General features: G+C 55.7%; 19 protein-coding genes and 3 tRNA genes. 11 read left to right on the forward strand and 11 right to left on the reverse strand.

Annotated elements, in window-relative coordinates:
• Positions 1 to 257: 257 nt before the first annotated feature.
• The 4 genes from P349_RS12375 to orn form a co-directional block, all read right to left on the reverse strand.
• Positions 258 to 333 (reverse strand) — tRNA-Gly (locus P349_RS12375).
• A gap of 36 nt (positions 334 to 369) precedes the next feature.
• A tRNA-Gly gene (locus tag P349_RS12370) sits at positions 370 to 445 on the reverse strand.
• Between the two features lie 36 nt (positions 446 to 481).
• Positions 482 to 557 (reverse strand) — tRNA-Gly (locus tag P349_RS12365).
• Between the two features lie 196 nt (positions 558 to 753).
• Positions 754 to 1,299, reverse strand: coding sequence for an oligoribonuclease (gene orn, locus P349_RS12360; RefSeq protein ID WP_008502926.1), 546 nt, complete (start codon positions 1,297 to 1,299; stop codon positions 754 to 756).
• A 107-nt stretch (positions 1,300 to 1,406) separates the two neighbouring features.
• Here orn and rsgA point away from each other — a divergent pair, with 107 nt between their 5' ends.
• The 3 genes from rsgA to mscM all read left to right on the forward strand — a co-directional run bounded on the left by rsgA (position 1,407) and on the right by mscM (position 6,868).
• On the forward strand, positions 1,407 to 2,459 hold the full coding sequence (gene rsgA / locus P349_RS12355; protein ID WP_008502927.1) for a small ribosomal subunit biogenesis GTPase RsgA: 1,053 nt from the start codon (positions 1,407 to 1,409) through the stop codon (positions 2,457 to 2,459).
• A gap of 97 nt (positions 2,460 to 2,556) precedes the next feature.
• Positions 2,557 to 3,525: an archaetidylserine decarboxylase gene (gene asd, locus P349_RS12350; RefSeq protein WP_024907342.1), complete on the forward strand. Its 969-nt coding sequence runs from the start codon at positions 2,557 to 2,559 to the stop codon at positions 3,523 to 3,525.
• A 19-nt stretch (positions 3,526 to 3,544) separates the two neighbouring features.
• Complete coding sequence (gene mscM / locus P349_RS12345) at positions 3,545 to 6,868, forward strand: miniconductance mechanosensitive channel MscM (RefSeq protein ID WP_032651334.1); 3,324 nt, start codon at positions 3,545 to 3,547, stop codon at positions 6,866 to 6,868.
• Between the two features lie 37 nt (positions 6,869 to 6,905).
• On the opposite strand, the gene yjeM is transcribed toward mscM, so the two are convergent.
• Both yjeM and epmA read right to left on the reverse strand, forming a co-directional pair.
• On the reverse strand, positions 6,906 to 8,405 hold the full coding sequence (gene yjeM, locus P349_RS12340; RefSeq protein ID WP_032651332.1) for a glutamate/gamma-aminobutyrate family transporter YjeM: 1,500 nt from the start codon (positions 8,403 to 8,405) through the stop codon (positions 6,906 to 6,908).
• A gap of 195 nt (positions 8,406 to 8,600) precedes the next feature.
• The gene (epmA, locus tag P349_RS12335) at positions 8,601 to 9,578 is read right to left on the reverse strand and encodes an elongation factor P--(R)-beta-lysine ligase (protein WP_023310126.1); all 978 of its coding nucleotides are present in this window, start codon (positions 9,576 to 9,578) and stop codon (positions 8,601 to 8,603) included.
• A gap of 310 nt (positions 9,579 to 9,888) precedes the next feature.
• On the opposite strand from epmA, the gene frdA reads away from it, so the two are divergent.
• Genes frdA through frdD form a run of 4 tightly spaced genes read left to right on the forward strand, consistent with a single transcriptional unit; the run spans position 9,889 to position 13,182 of the window.
• Complete coding sequence (gene frdA, locus P349_RS12330) at positions 9,889 to 11,679, forward strand: fumarate reductase (quinol) flavoprotein subunit (RefSeq protein ID WP_024907346.1); 1,791 nt, start codon at positions 9,889 to 9,891, stop codon at positions 11,677 to 11,679.
• Positions 11,672 to 12,406 (forward strand): succinate dehydrogenase/fumarate reductase iron-sulfur subunit, encoded by a 735-nt coding sequence (locus P349_RS12325; protein WP_023310124.1) that lies wholly within the window; start codon positions 11,672 to 11,674, stop codon positions 12,404 to 12,406. Before frdA ends, P349_RS12325 begins: the two co-directional genes overlap by 8 nt.
• A 10-nt stretch (positions 12,407 to 12,416) precedes the next feature.
• A complete protein-coding gene (gene frdC, locus P349_RS12320) occupies positions 12,417 to 12,812 on the forward strand; it encodes a fumarate reductase subunit FrdC (RefSeq protein ID WP_024907347.1) in 396 nt (131 codons plus the stop codon).
• Between the two features lie 10 nt (positions 12,813 to 12,822).
• Positions 12,823 to 13,182: a fumarate reductase subunit FrdD gene (gene frdD / locus P349_RS12315; RefSeq protein ID WP_032651329.1), complete on the forward strand. Its 360-nt coding sequence runs from the start codon at positions 12,823 to 12,825 to the stop codon at positions 13,180 to 13,182.
• 29 nt (positions 13,183 to 13,211) lie between these two features.
• On the opposite strand, the gene ampR is transcribed toward frdD, so the two are convergent.
• A complete protein-coding gene (ampR, locus tag P349_RS12310) occupies positions 13,212 to 14,087 on the reverse strand; it encodes a LysR family transcriptional regulator AmpR (protein ID WP_024907348.1) in 876 nt (291 codons plus the stop codon).
• Between the two features lie 132 nt (positions 14,088 to 14,219).
• Between ampR and blaACT the strand changes: the two genes are divergently transcribed.
• Together blaACT and P349_RS12300 are read left to right on the forward strand one after the other, a co-directional pair.
• Positions 14,220 to 15,365 carry an ACT family cephalosporin-hydrolyzing class C beta-lactamase gene (gene blaACT / locus P349_RS12305; RefSeq protein ID WP_032651328.1) on the forward strand — a complete coding sequence of 382 codons (1,146 nt, stop codon included), beginning with the start codon at positions 14,220 to 14,222 and terminating at the stop codon, positions 15,363 to 15,365.
• Between the two features lie 121 nt (positions 15,366 to 15,486).
• On the forward strand, positions 15,487 to 16,017 hold the full coding sequence (locus P349_RS12300) for a lipocalin family protein (protein WP_032651326.1): 531 nt from the start codon (positions 15,487 to 15,489) through the stop codon (positions 16,015 to 16,017).
• Here the strand turns inward: P349_RS12300 and sugE are convergent.
• Complete coding sequence (sugE, locus tag P349_RS12295) at positions 16,014 to 16,331, reverse strand: quaternary ammonium compound efflux SMR transporter SugE (RefSeq protein WP_008502938.1); 318 nt, start codon at positions 16,329 to 16,331, stop codon at positions 16,014 to 16,016. The genes P349_RS12300 and sugE overlap by 4 nt on opposite strands.
• Positions 16,332 to 16,592: 261 nt before the next feature.
• On the opposite strand from sugE, the gene P349_RS12290 reads away from it, so the two are divergent.
• Complete coding sequence (locus tag P349_RS12290) at positions 16,593 to 17,192, forward strand: helix-turn-helix transcriptional regulator (RefSeq protein ID WP_024907351.1); 600 nt, start codon at positions 16,593 to 16,595, stop codon at positions 17,190 to 17,192.
• 37 nt (positions 17,193 to 17,229) lie between these two features.
• On the opposite strand, the gene ecnB is transcribed toward P349_RS12290, so the two are convergent.
• The 3 genes from ecnB to efp form a co-directional block, all read right to left on the reverse strand.
• Positions 17,230 to 17,376, reverse strand: a complete 147-nt coding sequence (ecnB, locus tag P349_RS0124380) for a lipoprotein toxin entericidin B (protein WP_003025482.1) — start codon at positions 17,374 to 17,376, stop codon at positions 17,230 to 17,232.
• 108 nt (positions 17,377 to 17,484) lie between these two features.
• Positions 17,485 to 17,616: an entericidin A/B family lipoprotein gene (locus P349_RS0124385; RefSeq protein ID WP_024907352.1), complete on the reverse strand. Its 132-nt coding sequence runs from the start codon at positions 17,614 to 17,616 to the stop codon at positions 17,485 to 17,487.
• 57 nt (positions 17,617 to 17,673) lie between these two features.
• On the reverse strand, positions 17,674 to 18,240 hold the full coding sequence (gene efp, locus P349_RS12285) for an elongation factor P (protein ID WP_010427766.1): 567 nt from the start codon (positions 18,238 to 18,240) through the stop codon (positions 17,674 to 17,676).
• A 40-nt stretch (positions 18,241 to 18,280) separates the two neighbouring features.
• On the opposite strand from efp, the gene epmB reads away from it, so the two are divergent.
• On the forward strand, positions 18,281 to 19,309 hold the full coding sequence (gene epmB, locus P349_RS12280; protein WP_032651323.1) for an EF-P beta-lysylation protein EpmB: 1,029 nt from the start codon (positions 18,281 to 18,283) through the stop codon (positions 19,307 to 19,309).
• Positions 19,310 to 19,353 lie beyond the last annotated feature (44 nt).

A 19,353-nucleotide genomic window follows, 5' to 3' on the forward strand; every position in this document is an offset into this window, starting at 1 on the left:
TGTGAATAAAATTACAAACTCAAGCGCCATCTGGGCTGGAGAAGAGGTCAAGTGATCTCAATAACATTTTGAAATCAAATTTTATACTGTAAATACAGTGCGTTATGAAGATATTATTCACCCTGCTAAGTTTTAACTCGGTTTCGATTAAGCGCAGTTTCTGTGGATAACTCTGTTCACAAGAGTATTTCAGAGACAACAGAAAACGTCCCCAGCGATGCTTTTCACTGTGGATATTTTAGAGATGAAGAAGAATTTGGAGCGGGAAACGAGACTCGAACTCGCGACCCCGACCTTGGCAAGGTCGTGCTCTACCAACTGAGCTATTCCCGCTTGGGTGGTCCGTGCTGTGGAAGCACTTTCAAATTTTGGAGCGGGAAACGAGACTCGAACTCGCGACCCCGACCTTGGCAAGGTCGTGCTCTACCAACTGAGCTATTCCCGCTTGGGCAGTCTGTGCTGTGGAAGCACTTTCAAATTTTGGAGCGGGAAACGAGACTCGAACTCGCGACCCCGACCTTGGCAAGGTCGTGCTCTACCAACTGAGCTATTCCCGCAAATCTGCACTGCTTTTGTTGCTGTCGTAACGTGTAATTCTCTGTCGTTACGGGAGGCGCATTATACGAGAAATCCTTTTAGCTGCAACCCCCCTTAAAGCGATTTTTTCGAAATTAAGTTCAAATGCTTATTTAATCGGCAAGCTGAACAATTTAACGACAAAAACCCGGCCACGCAAGGCGCCGGATCGCAAAATCACAGCTTAATAAAGTTTTCGCGGTAGTAGGAAAGCTCCGCCACGGACTCTCGGATATCGTCCATCGCCTGGTGCGTCCCCTGCTTTTTAAAGCCGTCGAGGATTTCAGGCTTCCAGCGACGCGCCAGCTCTTTCAACGTGCTGACGTCCAGATAGCGGTAGTGGAAGTAAGACTCCAGCTCCGGCATGTACTTAAACAGGAAACGACGATCCTGGCCGATGCTATTCCCACAGATTGGCGATTTGCCTGCCGGAACCCACTGTTTCAGGAACTCAAGCGTCGCCAGCTCCGCCTCTCGGTCACCCATGGTGCTCGCCTTCACCCGCTCCACCAGACCGCTGCCAGTGTGGGTACGCACGTTCCACTCATCCATCAACGCCAGCTGGTCATCGGACTGATGCACCGCTATCGTTGGCCCTTCCGCCAGGATATTCAGGTTGGCGTCCGTCACCAGGGTTGCAATTTCAATAATGCGATCGCGCTCGGGATCCAGCCCGGTCATTTCGAGATCGATCCAAATCAGGTTGTTTTCATCCGCGCTCATGTTATTTTCCACCCTTCTCGCATAACCGGCAGTAGCAGGTTAACTAGTATTAATTAGAGTGTATCATAGAGGTTTTGCCCCCTACGGGCGACCAGGAGCCAGTGCGATTGAGTAAAAATAAACTCTCCAAAGGGCAGCAGCGCCGCGTGAATGCCAATCACCAGCGCCGTCTTAAAACCACTGCGGAGAAGGTCGATTACGACGACAACCTGTTTGGCGACCCAACGGAAGGCGTAGTCATCAGCCGTTTCGGTATGCACGCTGACGTGGAATCCGCCGATGGTGCGATTCACCGCTGCAACATCCGCCGGACCATTCGTTCTCTGGTGACCGGCGACCGCGTCGTCTGGCGGCCGGGTAAAGAGGCGGCGGAAGGCGTGACGGTAAAAGGCATCGTTGAAGCGGTCCATGAGCGCACGTCCGTATTAACCCGTCCCGATTTCTACGACGGGGTCAAACCGATTGCCGCCAACATTAACCAGATTGTTATCGTATCGGCGATTTTGCCCGAACTGTCGCTCAATATTATCGACCGATATCTCGTCGCCTGCGAAACGCTGCAGGTTGAACCGATTATCGTGCTGAACAAAATCGATCTGCTGGACGACGACGGCATGGCCTTCGTCAATGAGCAGATGGATATCTATCGCAAGATTGGCTACCGCGTTCTGATGGTCTCCAGCTATACCAAAGATGGCCTGAAACCGCTGGAAGAGGCGCTTACCGATCGCATCAGCATCTTTGCGGGCCAGTCCGGCGTGGGCAAATCGAGCCTGCTGAACAACCTGCTTGGCCTTCAGCAAGAGATCCTCACCAACGATGTCTCTGATGTCTCGGGCCTGGGCCAGCACACCACCACCGCGTCACGCCTGTATCACTTCCCGCACGGGGGCGATGTCATCGACTCCCCGGGCGTGCGAGAGTTCGGTTTATGGCACCTGGAGCCGGAACAAATCTTTAACGGATTTGTCGAATTCCATGATTATTTAGGCGCTTGCAAGTACCGCGACTGTAAACACGATAACGACCCAGGCTGCGCTATCCGTGAAGCGGTTGAGAAAGGCGAGATCGCGGAGACCCGCTTCGAGAATTACCACCGTATTCTTGAGAGCATGGATCAGGTAAAAACGCGTAAAAACTTTTCTGATTCTGATAACTGACAACTAAGCTAAGCATCGCTAAAATCGTCCCCTTTTTTCAGGTTCCGGCGGCATAACGCCGGATCAGGAACGACAAAACAATGGCCTGGAGGCTACCTTGTTAAACGCATTTAAACTTTCGCTTCAATACATTCTGCCAAAACTGTGGCTCACTCGCCTGGCGGGCTGGGGCGCAAGCAAACGCGCGGGCTGGCTGACCAAACTGGTCATCGACCTTTTCGTAAAATATTACAAGGTCGATATGAAAGAGGCGCAGAAGCCGGACACCGCCAGCTACCGCACCTTCAACGAATTCTTCGTGCGCCCGCTGCGTGACGACGTGCGCCCGCTGAACACCGACCCTAACGTCCTGGTGATGCCGGCAGACGGCGTCATTAGCCAGTTGGGTAACATCGAAGACGACAAAATCCTGCAGGCGAAGGGCCATAACTACAGCCTGGAAGCGCTGCTGGCGGGTAACTACCTGATGGCGGATCTGTTCCGCAACGGTACCTTTGCCACCACCTATCTGTCACCGCGCGACTACCACCGCGTGCACATGCCGTGTAACGGTATCCTGCGCGAGATGATTTACGTCCCGGGCGACCTGTTCTCCGTGAACCACCTGACCGCGCAGAACGTGCCTAACCTGTTTGCCCGTAACGAGCGCGTCATCTGTCTGTTCGATACTGAATTTGGCCCTATGGCACAGATTCTGGTGGGTGCAACCATCGTAGGCAGCATTGAAACCGTCTGGGCCGGCACCATCACTCCACCGCGTGAAGGCGTGATCAAACGCTGGACCTGGCCTGCCGGTGAAGCGGAAGGCTCTGTGGCCCTGCTGAAAGGTCAGGAAATGGGTCGCTTCAAGCTGGGCTCCACCGTGATCAACCTGTTTGCGCCAGGCAAAGTGAAGCTGGCTGAACAACTCGAAAGCCTGTCGGTCACCAAACTGGGCCAGCCGCTGGCGGTCTCGACAGAAACCTTCGTGACGCCAGAGGCAGAACCTGCTCCGCTGTCACAGGAAGAGATCCAGGCCGAGCACGACGCCAGCCCGCTGGTTGACGACAAAAAAGACGAAGGCTAACAACAGAAGGATCGCTGACGTGCGCCCGATTATCGTTCTACTGATGGCCTGGTGCCTCAGCATGGGGGCGTACGCAGCGACAGCTCCCGACGCCAAACAGATAACCCAGGAACTGGAGCAGGCAAAAGCGGCAAAACCCGCTCAGCCAGAGACCGTCGAGTCGCTCCAGGCTGCCCTGAACGCACTTGAGGAGCGGAAAGGCTCGCTTGAGCGCGCTCAGCAGTATCAGCAGGTTATCGACAACTTCCCCAAACTCTCCCAGACGCTGCGCGCGCAGCTCAATAATCTGCGTGACGAACCGCGCGATGTGCCGGCAGGCATGACCTCCGACGCGCTGAACCAGGAGATCCTGCAGGTCAGCAGCCAGCTTCTGGAAAAGAGCCGCCTTGCTCAGCAGGAGCAGGAGCGAGCGCGTGAAATTGCCGACTCCCTCAGCCAGCTTCCGCAGCAGCAAACCGACGCCCGTCGCCAGCTTAATGAAGTTGAGCGCCGCGTGGGTACGCAAAACGGCAACACGCCACAGGCGCAGGCCCAAAATCTGGGCCTGCAGGCAGAATCGGCTCGCCTGAAGGCCCTTGTCGATGAACTGGAGCTGGCGCAGCTTTCCGCCAATAACCGCCAGGAGCTGTCGCGAATGCGCTCTGAACTCGCTCAGAAGCAAAGCGAGCAGTTGGACGCTTACCTTCAGGCCCTGCGCAATCAGCTCAACAGTCAGCGCCAGCGTGAAGCGGAGCGCGCGCTGGAAAGTACCGAACTGCTGGCAGAAAACAGCGATAACCTGCCTGCCGGCATCGTCCAGCAGTTTAAGGTCAACCGTGAGCTTTCTGCCGCGCTGAATCAGCAGGCGCAGCGTATGGATCTGGTTGCCTCGCAGCAGCGTCAGGCGACCAATCAAACCTTGCAGGTTCGTCAGGCGTTAAACACCCTGCGCGAGCAGTCCCAGTGGCTCGGGTCATCAAACCTGCTGGGCGAAGCGCTGCGCGCCCAGGTCGCGCGCCTGCCGGAAATGCCAAAGCCGCAGCAGTTGGATACCGAGATGGCCCAGCTGCGCGTTCAGCGCCTGCACTTTGAAGATCTTCTCAATAAACAGCCGCAAATCCGCCAGATCCGTCAGGCTGATGGACAGCCGCTGACCAGCGAGCAAAACCGTATTCTGGAAGCCCAGTTGCGTACCCAGCGTGAACTGCTGAACTCTCTGCTGCAGGGCGGGGATACGCTGATTCTGGAGCTGACCAAGCTGAAGGTTTCTAACAGCCAACTGGAAGATGCGCTGAAAGAGGTGAACGAGGCGACGCACCGTTATCTCTTCTGGACGTCCGACGTGCGTCCGATGACCTTCTCGTGGCCGATTGAGATTGTCCAGGACCTGCGCCGCCTGATTTCGCTGGATACCTTCAGCCAGTTGGGACAGGCCAGCGTGATGATGTTCACCAGCAAAGAGACCATTTTCCCGCTGCTGGGGGCGTTGATTCTGGTGGGCTTCAGCATCTACTCGCGCAGACATTTCACCCGTTTCCTCGAGCGTTCCAGCTCCAGGGTCGGGAAAGTCACCCAGGATCACTTCTGGCTGACGTTGCGCACCGTATTCTGGTCGATTCTTGTCGCCTCTCCGCTGCCGGTGTTGTGGATGACGCTGGGGTATGGCCTGCGGGAAGCCTGGCCCTATCCGCTCGCGGTAGCGATTGGCGATGGCGTCACCGCCACGGTGCCGCTGCTGTGGGTGGTGATGATATGCGCCACCTTCGCGCGCCCCAATGGCCTGTTCATCACCCACTTTGGCTGGCCGCGTAATCGCGTTGCGCGCGCCATGCGTTACTACCTGATGAGCATCGGGCTGATTGTGCCGCTGATTATGGCGCTGATCATGTTCGATAATCTCAACGACCGGGAATTCTCAGGCTCGCTGGGCCGCCTCTGCTTTATGCTGATATGCGGGGCGCTGGCCATCGTCACGCTCAGCCTGAAACGCGCGGGTATTCCGCTTTATCTGGATAAATCCGGCAGCGGCGACAACATGTTCAACCGGCTGCTCTGGAACCTGCTGCTTAGCGCGCCGCTGTTTGCAATGCTGGCAGCCGCGGTGGGCTATCTGGCAACCGCGCAGGCGCTTCTGGCGAGGCTGGAAACCTCGGTGGCCATCTGGTTCCTGCTTCTGGTGGTGTACCACGTGATCCGCCGCTGGATGCTGATCCAGCGCCGACGTCTGGCGTTTGACCGTGCCAAGCACCGCCGGGCGGAGATCCTCGCCCAGCGCGCGCGGGGTGAGGAAGAGCCAAACCACGTCAACAGTACGGAAGGCACAACGGAAGCGGACGAGGTCGAGCTGGATCTGGATGCCATCAGCACCCAGTCCCTGCGTCTGGTTCGTTCCATCCTGATGCTGATTGCCCTCCTCTCGGTCATCTTCCTGTGGTCGGAGATCCACTCCGCGTTTGGCTTCCTGGAGAACATCTCGCTGTGGGACGTGACGTCCACGGTGCAGGGTGTTGAAAGCCTGGAGCCGATTACCCTGGGGGCGGTGCTGATTGCCATTCTGGTGCTGATCATCACCACCCAGCTGGTGCGTAACTTCCCGGCGCTGCTGGAGCTGGCGCTGCTGCAGCATCTGGATTTGACGCCGGGTACGGGCTATGCGATTACGACCATTACCAAATATCTGATCATGCTGTTTGGCGGGCTGGTTGGCTTCTCGATGATCGGTATTGAGTGGTCGAAGCTCCAGTGGCTGGTGGCAGCGCTCGGTGTAGGGTTAGGTTTTGGTTTACAGGAGATCTTCGCCAACTTCATCTCTGGCCTGATCATTCTGTTCGAAAAACCGATCCGTATTGGCGATACCGTCACGATCCGCGATCTGACCGGCAGCATCACGAAGATCAACACCCGTGCGACGACGATCAGCGACTGGGATCGGAAAGAGATCATCGTGCCAAACAAGGCGTTTATCACCGAGCAGTTCATCAACTGGTCGCTGTCAGACTCCGTTACCCGTGTGGTGCTGACGGTACCGGCACCATCGGACGCCAACAGCGAAGAGGTCACCCAGATCCTCTACACCGCCGCTGAGCGCTGCTCGCTGGTGATCGACAACCCGGCACCGGAAGTCTTCCTTGTGGATTTACAGCAGGGGATCCAGATTTTCGAGCTGCGTATCTACGCCGCCGAAATGGGACACCGTATGCCGCTGCGCCATGAGATCCACCAGCTGATTCTGGCGGGCTTCCGCGAGCACGGTATTGATATGCCGTTCCCACCGTTCCAGATGCGTCTGGAAAGCCTGGACGGGCGTAAAACAGGAAGAACGCTGACGTCAGCGGCGCGTACGCGCCCGGCGGGCAGTTTATAACGCGTCTCCCCTCCCTTTCGGGAGGGGAATATTCCCGCTACGCCACTTCTGCGACGTACGCCATCGCGCGCCGACGGTAATTCTCATAAATCCCCATCGCCAGCAGCGAGAAGAAGATTGGGCCGCCCACCATCCACAGCGCGCTGTTCCAGTCGTTCGCCTCAATTACCGGCTGGATAATGGTGAAGATGTTCGCAAACGCCACCACCAGCACCACCACCGTGGTGGCCAGCAGCGTTGCCGCGCGGCTTTTAAAAATCACAAACGGACGTTCAAGATCCTGCTTCGCCTTAAAGAACGGGAACGCCAGGGTCAGGAACAGGTACGGCAGCGTCATCGACACGTTCGCCATCAGGGTCAGCTTGTTGTAAAACGCAGACGCCGTATCGCCGCCAAATGACACCAGCAGAATGAACACGCACACCAGCACACACTGCATCCACATGGCGTTAGCAGGCATGCCTGCGGTGTTCAGCTGGGTCATACGCGCAGGCCACAGCGCTTTTGGCGTACCCTGAATAATCGCTTTCAGCGGCGAATAGATCAGCGTGAAGAATGCGCCGGTATAGGCCAGGAACATCGACAGGCCGGTAATACGCGCGAACCAGACCCCCATTACCGATGCCGCCTCGGGACTCAGGTTCATCGCCTGCCCCAGCGTCATCCCCAGGCTTTTCATCAGCACATAGGTGATGTTGCCAAGGTTAGTGGTGTTGTTGCTCAGCACCTGCTGCCAGTTGGTGCTGACGCCCCAGAGAAAAATCGCCAGCGAATAGCCGATGGAAATCACGATGGCGGCAAAAATAATGCCTTTCGCAAAGTTCTTTTCCGGGTTTTCCGTCTTATCAACCAGGCCGCCTACGGCTTCAATACCGCCGTAAGCGAAGATGGCAAACACCACGAAGGAGAGCATGGCGAGCCCGGACTGATAGCCCGGATTCGGCGAGGAGGCAAAGCTAACATCCTGTGCAAAATGACCACCGTTCAGGCACAGGATAGCGATGCTCGCCAGCAGCAGCACCAGGTTCAATCCCATCACCGAGATCCCGCCCACGGCGGTAATCCGGGCAATTTTATTGATACCTTTAGACGCCACCAGCGTTACGACAACCATCCAGCATACCGCCAGAATCCCAACGACCTGCGTGGAGCTCAGCCCGGCCAAAGACCAGACCTGCGTTTTATCGGCACCGAAAAGAAACGTCGAGAACGGCACCCAGACTTTGGCCGCCGTACTCACCATCCAGACGACGTAGGATGAAAACCACATAAACGTGCCGATAAACGCATAGCGCGGCCCGACGCTGTTATTCATCCATGAGTAGATCCCGCCCTCTTCTTTCCGGTAAGCCGAGCCCATCTCCGCCATCATCAGCGCAAACGGGATAAAGAAGAACAGAGCAGAAACGATATAAAACGGCGTCGCGCTGTAGCCCATCAGATAGAACGCTGACGGGCTGTTGGCAAAGCCAAAGACTGAGGTAAATATCATCAGGATGAGCCCGGTGAGGGTCATCTTTTTGAGTGACTGGGACATAGAACCATCCGAAAAGGAATTAAACTGCGCGGATGGTAGCAGAAGACCAGACAGATATTGTGGCTATACGGGGCAAATTAAGAAAAAGACCCGTGTATAGGGAATGTGGCAGTTTTTAATGTTGTCGTGCTGAAATGGAAAGGTTAATTGACAGGAATGGTAGGCCGGGTAAGCGCAGCGCCACCCGGCATTTTATTAGGCGCGATCGACCGTAAAGGCAATCACATCGCCAAGCTGCTCTGCGCCCAGGGCCAGCATGACCAGACGGTCAACACCCAGCGCCACGCCGGAGCAATCCGGCAGACCTGCTTTTAGTGCTTCAAGCAGATTAACATCAATAGGCTGCTGCGGCAGACCGCGCGCGGCGCGCTTGCGGTTATCCTGCTCGAAGCGCTGCGCCTGCTCGCGAGCGTCGGTCAGTTCGTGGAAGCCGTTCGCCAGCTCAATACCTTTGTAATAGACCTCAAAACGCTCTGCGACACGATGATCTTCGGTACTGATCTGCGCCAGTGAGGCCTGGCTTGCCGGGAAGTGATAAACAAACGTCGGACGATCTTTGCCAATCTGCGGTTCAACGCCGAAGGTGAACAGCAGCTGCAGCAGCGTGTCGCGATCCTCTTCGGTATCCGCCACGTTGCTCAGATCCAGTTTTGCCGCCACTTCGCGCAGCTGGGTTTTGTCCGCCGACAGCGGATCGATTTCCAGATGGCGCTGGAAGGCCTGCTGATAGGAAAGGGTTTCGGCTTCCGAGCAGTCCAGGACCTGCTGCAGCAGATCGTCCACCTCATTCATCAGGCGGTACATATCATAATGCGGGCGGTACCACTCCAGCATGGTGAATTCCGGGTTGTGGTGACGACCCATCTCTTCATTACGGAAACTGCGGCACAGCTGATACACCGGACCACACCCCGCTGCCAGCAGGCGTTTCATGTGGTATTCCGGGCTGGTCATCAGATACAAATTCATGCCCTGAGAGTGGCCGGGGCCAACAAAACGGGTTTCAAACGGGACCAGATGAATATCCGTTACCGTTGCCTGACTCATGCACGGGGTTTCCACCTCCAGGACGCCGCGGTCGGCAAAGAAACGGCGGATTTCCGCCATAATTGCAGCGCGTTTTAACAGATTAGGGATGGATGCGCTCGGCTGCCAGGTGGCCGTTTCGCTCATGAGTTGTTCTCCGATTTCAGACAAGGGCACGAAGTCTACTCGTTAGCCGGGGCAGAGACAAATTTTGTGCAGTAAAAAAGCGCATTTCATTTAGGTGAACAATTGCGTGACGTATTTCATCAATCTTCATGATAAATCGTCTGACAGAACAGCAAAAAAATCGAACACGTCAAATTTCCCTGACATCTACACGGTTATACTGTTTTACCCATAAAGGAGCAGTGGAAACGCTTTCGCAATCGTCCTTTTGGACGGGTGAACTACCTTTAGTTTGTCGCGTTGCGAAATAACAAAAATCTGGAGGAATGTCGTGCAAACTTTTCAAGCCGATCTTGCCGTAATAGGCGCAGGCGGGGCTGGATTACGTGCTGCGATTGCTGCAGCACAAGCTAATCCCAACGCTAAAATCGCATTGATTTCAAAAGTCTATCCAATGCGTAGTCACACAGTGGCAGCAGAAGGAGGGTCCGCCGCCGTTGCGCAGGATCATGACAGCTTTGAATACCATTTCCACGACACGGTTGCAGGGGGCGACTGGCTTTGCGAACAGGATGTCGTTGACTACTTTGTGCACCATTGTCCAACGGAGATGACCCAGCTTGAACAGTGGGGATGTCCATGGAGCCGCCGTCCGGACGGCAGCGTCAATGTTCGCCGCTTCGGCGGCATGAAGATCGAACGCACCTGGTTCGCCGCCGATAAGACCGGCTTCCATATGCTGCACACCCTGTTCCAGACCTCCCTTCAGTTCCCACAAATCCAGCGCTTCGATGAACATTTCGTCCTCGACATTCTGGTGGATGATGGACAGGCGCGCGGCCTGGTGGCGATGAACATGATGGAAGGCACGCTCGTCCAGATCCGCGCCAACGCGGTAGTAATGGCGACGGGCGGTGCGGGCCGCGTTTATCGTTATAACACCAACGGCGGCATCGTTACCGGCGACGGTATGGGCATGGCGCTCAGCCACGGCGTGCCGCTGCGCGATATGGAATTCGTGCAGTATCACCCAACCGGCCTGCCGGGCTCCGGCATTCTGATGACGGAAGGCTGCCGCGGTGAAGGCGGTATTCTGGTCAATAAAAACGGCTATCGCTATCTGCAGGATTACGGCATGGGCCCGGAAACCCCGCTCGGCGAGCCGAAGAACAAATACATGGAGCTCGGCCCGCGTGACAAAGTCTCTCAGGCTTTCTGGCACGAGTGGCGCAAAGGCAACACCATCTCCACGCCGCGCGGCGATGTGGTCTATCTCGACCTGCGTCATCTGGGCGAGAAGAAACTGCTGGAACGTCTGCCGTTCATCTGCGAACTGGCGAAAGCCTACGTTGGCGTGGATCCGGTTAAAGAGCCGATCCCGGTGCGTCCAACCGCGCACTACACCATGGGCGGTATCGAAACCGATCAGCAGTGCGAAACCCGCATTAAAGGGCTGTTCGCCGTCGGCGAATGTTCTTCCGTTGGCCTGCACGGCGCTAACCGTCTCGGGTCTAACTCGCTGGCAGAGCTGGTTGTCTTTGGCCGCATGGCGGGCGAGCGCGCAATGGAGCGGGCGGCAACCGCAGGTGAAGCCAACGGTGCCGCGCTGGATGCGCAGGTCGCAGACGTTGAAAAACGCCTGAAAGATCTGGTGAACCAGGAGGGTAACGAGAACTGGTCTAAGATCCGCGACGAGATGGGCCTGTCGATGGAAGAAGGCTGCGGTATCTACCGTACCCCTGAGCTGATGCAAAAAACCGTCGACAAGCTGGCGGAACTGCAGGAGCGCTTCAAGCGCGTGCGCATCACCGACACCTCCAGCGTATTCAACACCGACCTGCTCTACACCATCGAGCTGGGCCACGGTCTGAACGTCGCGGAATGTATGGCGCACTCTGCGCTGGCGCGCAAAGAGTCGCGTGGGGCCCACCAGCGTCTGGACGAAGGCTGTACCGAACGTGACGACGTCAATTTCCTGAAACACACTCTCGCCTGGCGCGATGCGGATGGCACCACGCGTCTGGACTACAGCGACGTGAAAATCACCACGCTGCCGCCGGCAAAACGCGTGTACGGTGCAGAAGCAGAAGCCGCCGAGAAGAAGGAGAAGGCGAATGGCTGAGATGCAAAAAATGAAAGTTGAAGTGGTGCGCTACAATCCGGAAGTGGACGCCGCACCGCACAGCGCTTTCTATGAAGTGCCTTATGACGAGCAAACCTCCCTGCTGGACGCGCTCGGCTATATCAAAGACAACCTGGCGCCAGACCTGAGCTACCGCTGGTCCTGCCGCATGGCGATCTGCGGCTCCTGCGGCATGATGGTCAACAAGGTGCCGAAGCTGGCCTGTAAGACCTTCCTGCGCGAGTACACCAAAGGCATTAAGGTCGAAGCGCTGGGCAACTTCCCGATTGAACGCGATCTGGTGGTCGATATGACCCACTTTATCGAAAGCCTGGAAGCCATTAAGCCGTACATCATTGGTAACCCGCGCACGCCGGATCAGGGGCCAAACACCCAGACCCCGGCGCAGATGGCGAAATATCATCAGTTCTCCGGCTGCATCAACTGCGGTCTTTGCTACGCCGCCTGTCCACAGTTTGGCCTGAACAAGGAGTTCATCGGCCCGGCCGCCATTACCCTGGCGCACCGCTATAACGAGGACAGCCGCGACCACGGTAAAAAAGAACGTATGGCGCAGCTTAACAGCCAGAACGGCGTCTGGAGCTGTACCTTTGTGGGCTACTGCTCCGAAGTCTGTCCGAAGCACGTCGACCCGGCCGCCGCTATTCAGCAGGGTAAAGTGGAAAGCTCGAAAGACTTTCTTATCGCAACCCTGAAACCACGCTAAGGAGTGCATGATGACGACTAAACGCAAAGCCTATGTGCGGCCAATGCCGTCCACCTGGTGGAAAAACCTGCCGTTTTATCGCTTCTATATGCTGCGTGAAGGCACGGCGGTACCGGCGGTCTGGTTCAGCCTTGAGTTGATGTACGGCGTTTTTGCCCTCAAGCACGGTCCGGAAACCTGGGCCAACTTTGTCGGTTTTCTGCAAAACCCGATCATCGTTGTGCTGAACCTGATCGTGCTCGCGGCCGCGCTGCTTCATACCAAAACGTGGTTTGAACTGGCGCCAAAAGCGGCGAACATCATCGTTAAAGACGAAAAAATGGGGCCAGAGCCGGTGATTAAAGGGCTCTGGGCGGTGACGATTCTGGTCACTGTGGTCATTCTGTTTGTCGCACTGTTCTGGTAAGGAGACACCTGTGATCAATCCAAATCCAAAACGTTCTGACGAGCCGGTCTTCTGGGCCCTGTTTGGCGCAGGCGGCATGTGGAGCGCCATCATCGCCCCCGTCATCATCCTGCTGATCGGCATTATGCTGCCGCTGGGGCTGTTCCCGGGCGATGCGCTGAGCTACGAGCGCGTACTGGCGTTCGCGGGCAGCTTTATCGGTCGCGTGTTCATCTTCCTGATGATCGTCCTGCCGCTGTGGTGTGGTCTGCACCGTATTCACCATGCGATGCATGACCTGAAAATCCATGTCCCGAGCGGGAAATGGGTGTTCTACGGTCTGGCGACCATCCTGACCGTGGTGACGCTGATTGCCGTGGTCACCATCTGACGCTTCAGGCCCGCCATCCGGCGGGCCTTTTATTTCTGCATCTTCCCCACCAGCCACTGGGCAAACTCGCGCATTGCGGGCGTTTCTGTCCGTGACTGTAGTCTTGTCAGCCAGTAGCTGCCGAGGTCAATCTGCGTTGCAAACGGCTGCACGATGCGCTCGCTGCTGAGTAAATGGGTAAACATGTCGACAGGCGCAATGGCAATCCCGACGCCTGCCTGAGCCGCTTCCAGCATGGTCACGGACGAGTCAAACACCATCACCCGGTGCGTCGGCGAGGGAGGATGTTCACCCGCTGCCTGCATCCACGCAGCCCACTCGTCGCGTCGGTAGGAGCGAAGCAGGGTAAACTTCAGGATATCTGCCGGGCTTTTCAGGCAAGAGGCAATATCGGGTGTACAGAGCGCAGACAGCGGCGCGGCGCAAAGAAATTCAGCATCGGTTCCATGCCACGCACCGCCACCGTAGCGAATGGTGTAATCAAGTCCTTCAGCCGCCGGATCGACGCGATTGTTATGGGTGGAAAGCTGAAGATCAATATGCGGATAGCAGCGGCGAAAGTCCGCGAGCTCTGAGAATAAAACACCCGTGGCAAAGGTCCCTACCACACCTATTTTGAGCTTCTCCTGAGCGCGCTGGCTGGCAAAGCGATCCAGCATCCCGGCAATACGATCGAACGAGTCATTCAGCACCGGCAGCAAATTCTCGCCTTCGGTGGTTAACATCAGCCCGCGCGAAACGCGGACAAACAGCTGGCAATTAAGGTGCTGCTCCAGCGCCTTTACGTGCTGGCTAATCGCGGAATGGGTGACGTTCAGCTCGATAGCGGCATGCGTAAAACTGAGGTGCCTGGCAGCAGCTTCAAACGCCCGCAGGGAATTAAGAGGAAGATAGCTGCGCGTCATAGTCTCGTCCGTTAGAAAAATTAACAGCTAATGCTAAATTTAACCGTTTGTCAGCCATAGTCAAATCCAACAGACTACAGCGGTCTGACGGGCCCGGACACTCCCTTGAACCGCTATTACGGAAGATAACTGATGATGAAAAAATCCCTAAGCTGTGCCCTGCTGCTCAGCACCTCCTGCTCGGTATTGGCTGCACCGATGTCAGAAAAACAGCTGGCTGAGGTGGTGGAACGTACCGTTACGCCGTTGATGAAAGCGCAGGCCATCCCGGGTATGGCGGTGGCGGTGATTTATCAGGGTCAGCCGCACTACTTTACCTTCGGTAAAGCCGATGTTGCGGCAAACAAACCTGTCACCCCACAAACCTTGTTCGAACTGGGCTCTATAAGTAAAACCTTCACCGGCGTACTGGGTGGCGATGCCATTGCTCGCGGTGAGATATCGCTCGGCGATCCGGTGACAAAGTACTGGCCTGAGCTGACGGGCAAGCAGTGGCAGGGGGTTCGCATGCTGGATTTGGCAACCTATACCGCAGGCGGTCTGCCGTTGCAGGTGCCGGATGAGGTCACGGATACCGCCTCCCTGCTGCGCTTTTATCAAAACTGGCAGCCGAAGTGGAAGCCGGGCACCACGCGTCTTTATGCCAATACCAGCATTGGTCTTTTTGGCGCGCTTGCGGTCAAACCTTCCGGCATGAGCTATGAGCAGGCCATAACGGCGCGGGTCTTTAAGCCGCTCAAGCTGGACCATACGTGGATTAACGTTCCGAAAGCGGAAGAGGCGCATTACGCCTGGGGATACCGTGACGGTAAAGCGGTCCACGTTTCGCCAGGCATGCTCGACGCGGAAGCCTATGGTGTAAAAACTAACGTGAAGGATATGGCGAGCTGGGTGATGGTGAACATGAAGCCTGACTCCCTTCAGGATACTTCACTCAGGCAAGGCATTGCCCTGGCGCAGTCTCGCTACTGGCGCGTGGGGGCCATGTATCAGGGGTTAGGCTGGGAAATGCTTAACTGGCCGGTCGATGCCAAAACCGTAGTTGAAGGTAGCGACAATAAGGTGGCGCTGGCACCGTTGCCTGCGAGAGAAGTAAATCCTCCGGCACCGCCGGTTAAGGCCTCCTGGGTCCATAAAACAGGCTCTACCGGCGGATTTGGCAGCTACGTGGCCTTTATACCTGAAAAGCAGCTCGGCATTGTGATGCTGGCAAATAAAAGCTATCCGAACCCTGCACGCGTTGATGCGGCATACCGCATCCTCGACGCGCTGCAGTAAAACATTGCCGGGTGGCGGCTTCGCCTTACCCGGCCTACAAAATCCACGGTGTGACGCCGTACAAAAACCACATTTTCCTTGCCGTCATCTACACTTAACAAAAAACAGTAAGGAAACTCCTATGCGCATTTTGCCTGTTATCGCCGCGGTGACAGCCGCGTTTTTAGTGGTTGCCTGCAGTTCCCCTACCCCACCGCCTGGCGTTACCGTCGTCACGCCTTTTGATGCACAACGCTTCCTTGGAATATGGTATGAAATCGCTCGCCTCGACCACCGGTTTGAGCAGGGCTTAGAGAAGGTCACTGCGAATTACAGCCCGATGGATGATGGCGGTATTCAGGTGATCAACCGGGGCTATAACCCCGACCGGGAGATGTGGCAACAGTCGATTGGGAAAGCGTACTTCACGGGCGACCCGCGGCGGGCCGCGCTTAAAGTCTCGTTCTTTGGCCCGTTTTATGGCGGCTATAACGTGATCGCGCTCGACAGAGAGTACCGTCACGCGCTGGTCTGCGGGCCGGATCGCGACTATCTATGGATACTTTCCCGCACGCCAACACTTTCACCAGAAATGAAGCAGCAGATGCTGGACGTCGCGACCCGGCAAGGGTTTGATGTGTCAAAACTTATCTGGGTGAAACAACCCCATTAATGGGTGCTGAGCTTCAGCCCAACGATCCCGGCCACAATCAAGGCGAGGCTGGCGATACGCGCCAGACTCGCTGACTCTCCCAGCAGCAAAATGCCGGTGATAGCGGCACCCACCGCGCCAATACCCGTCCAGACGGCATAAGCCGTTCCCACAGGCAGAGAGCGCATCGCCCAGGATAACAGAACGATACTGACTATCATGGCGGTAACGGTAATGACGCTGGGCGTCAGGCGGGTAAATCCGTGGGTGTACTTGAGACCAATCGCCCATACCACTTCGAGCAGGCCAGCAATAAAAAGAATGATCCAGGACATGTCAGGCTCCTTAACTTAATACAAGTTGGGGCCGTCCCCGGTGAAAGAAACGCTTACGGGTCGTCCCGTAAGGCAGAGATTACGCCACCTATTGTGGTTAGCGTGCTATTTTTTTTCAATCATTTTTTGCTGAACACGTTAAGGCAAGAAATAGCCGCAGTATGGCGCGGAGTTCCGGCTTTTAGCACTCATCCGACTTCTCTATGATGATGTGCTTTCTGATGGCAGGAAGCCAAACCACTAGCCGACTGCGAATAAAATATGTTCAAAATTCTTTTGATTGACCGTTGTCACTTCACCCGCACGGGGTTTGAAGCATGGCTCAATCATTCCGGTTTGTTCCCGGGACACTACGTTGTGACCGGGCTGAATAATCTGTTTCTTGCCAGAGAACACATTCTGCAATGGAAACCTACGCTGGTTATTGCTGACCTGTACGGCTTCAGGCAGGACATTCACCATTTTCAGCAGCTCTCGTCCCTGCTTAACGCCAGTGAACGATTACCGTTTATTTTGCTGCAATCGGGAGAGGACAGCGGCATGACAGACTGGCTCGGACAGTTCCCGGTGTGGTCGTCATTATTGAAAAACGCCAGCCTCGAAGAAGTGGCGACGGTTATCAACGACGCATTGATCTCACGCTCATGCGCAGAAAGGCCAGCGGCGGCCGCCCCCTTGCTGACCCGGCAGGAAGAGAAGGTGCTGACATTGTGGATGGACGGCGCGAGCAATCAAAAAATTGCCGCTCACCTGAGTATCAACGGAAAAACGGTCTATACCTATAAACGCAATATCCGCATGAAATTGCATATGGATACGCGTTTTTCTCCGTTTTTATCCCTGCAGGAATCGGAAAGCTGACGGTACGAAACCCGGCTGGTCCCGTACCGTTTATTCATTACTGCTGAGCTTTTGTTGCTGCACCAGAGATTGCGCTACCACCTTCAGAAATATCCTGACCGACGCCACGCGTGGTATTACAGGCCGTTAACACTGAAGAAAGTACCAGGACTGAAAAGATCGCTGCAATTGTCTTCTTAACCATAATATCTTCCTTTTATAGCCAAAGTTGTTTTGTGTATAGCAACTTAAGAATAGACAAGATCCCGCCGGTTGACGGAAAAGGACGCATTTTTAGGAAAATTAGACGAACTTAGCTGGCGGCGTGAGAAATGATATGACCGAGATCCTGGATGTCTTGTCCCATTCCACGCGTGGTGTTACAGCCGGAAAGCAATGCGCTGGAAAGCGCTAACAGAAGCAGAATTTTAACGGTACGTTTCATCATCCCTGCCTGCAAGAATCAGGCGCAGCGGGCGCTGCGCCTTCAATCATACGTAAATTACTTCACGCGGGACACGTATTCGCCGGAGCGGGTATCCACTTTGATCACTTCGCCAGTCTGTACGAACAGTGGCACTTTAACCACGGCGCCGGTAGACAGTTTGGCTGGTTTACCGCCGGTACCTGCGGTATCACCTTTCAGACCTGGATCGGTTTCAACGATTTCCAGTTCTACGAAGTTTGGTGGGGTCACAGCGATAGGCTGGCCGTTCCACAGGGTCACGATGCACTCAGCCTGATCCAGCAGCCATTTAGCGCTGTCACCTACCGCTTTCTCATCAGCAGAAAGCTGTTCGAAAGTGGAGTTGTTCATGAAATGATAGAACTCACCGTCGTTGTACAGATAGGTCAGGTTCATATCAACAACATCAGCGCCTTCAGCGGAGTCAGTAGACTTGAAGGTTTTCTCAACACGGGTACCGGTCAGCAGACGGCGCAGCTTAACGCGTGCGAATGCCTGGCCTTTACCTGGTTTAACGAATTCGCTGGCTTCAACCGCGTACGGTTCGCCGTCCATCATGATTTTAAGACCAGCACGAAAATCGTTGCTATAGTACGTTGCCATAAGGCCCTCTAAATTTGTTAACTGGTAGCTAAGCCACAAAATGGCGCATATTGTAACCCTAAACACCCCGTCCAGAGAAGATTGGTTATCGCAACTTGCCGATGTAATCACCAGTCCTGATGAATTGCTGCGTCTTTTAGACCTCGATCAGCACCTAGAGTTGCTTGCAGGCCGCGAGGCAAAGCGCCTGTTCGCCCTGCGCGTTCCCCGCGCGTTTGTGGCGCGGATGGAGAAAGGCAATCCCGACGATCCGCTATTAAAACAAACGCTTACTTCGCAGGATGAGTTTGTCACCGCGCCGGGTTATAGCACCGATCCGCTGGAAGAGCAGAACAGCGTGGTGCCCGGTTTACTGCACAAGTATCTCAACCGCGCCCTGCTGCTGGTAAAAGGCGGCTGTGCGGTAAATTGTCGTTATTGCTTCCGTCGGCACTTCCCTTATGCCGAAAACCAGGGCAATAAACGTAACTGGCAGGTCGCGCTGGACTATATCGCCGCCCATCCGGAGCTGGATGAGATTATTTTTTCCGGCGGCGACCCGCTGATGGCAAAAGATCATGAGCTGGACTGGCTGCTGACTCAGCTTGAAGCCATCCCGCACATTAAGCGCCTGCGCATTCACAGCCGTTTACCGATTGTTATTCCGGCACGTATCACGGACGGCCTGGTGTCACGCCTGGAGCAGTCCCGATTGCAGGTGCTGCTGGTGAACCATATTAACCACGCGAACGAAATTGACGATGCGTTTCGCGCGGCGATGGCGCGACTGCGCAAAGCGGGCGTGACGCTGCTGAACCAGAGCGTGCTGCTGCGCGGCGTCAATGACAGCGCCCGCGTGCTGGCCGATCTGAGCAATGCCCTGTTTGATGCGGGCGTGATGCCCTATTACCTGCACGTGCTGGATCGCGTTCAGGGCGCGGCCCATTTCATGGTGACGGACGAAAAAGCCCGGCAGATTATGCGCGAACTGTTAACGCTGGTTTCAGGCTATATGGTGCCGAAGCTGGCACGCGAGATTGGCGGAGAGCCGAGCAAGACGCCGCTGGATTTGCAGCTGCGGCAGCACTAAAAAGGCAGGTGGCGCTACGCTTACCTGCCCTACGGGGTCCGGGC

The sequence above is a fragment of the Enterobacter sp. DC4 genome (assembly GCF_000568095.1).
Lineage (GTDB): Bacteria > Pseudomonadota > Gammaproteobacteria > Enterobacterales > Enterobacteriaceae > Enterobacter > Enterobacter pseudoroggenkampii.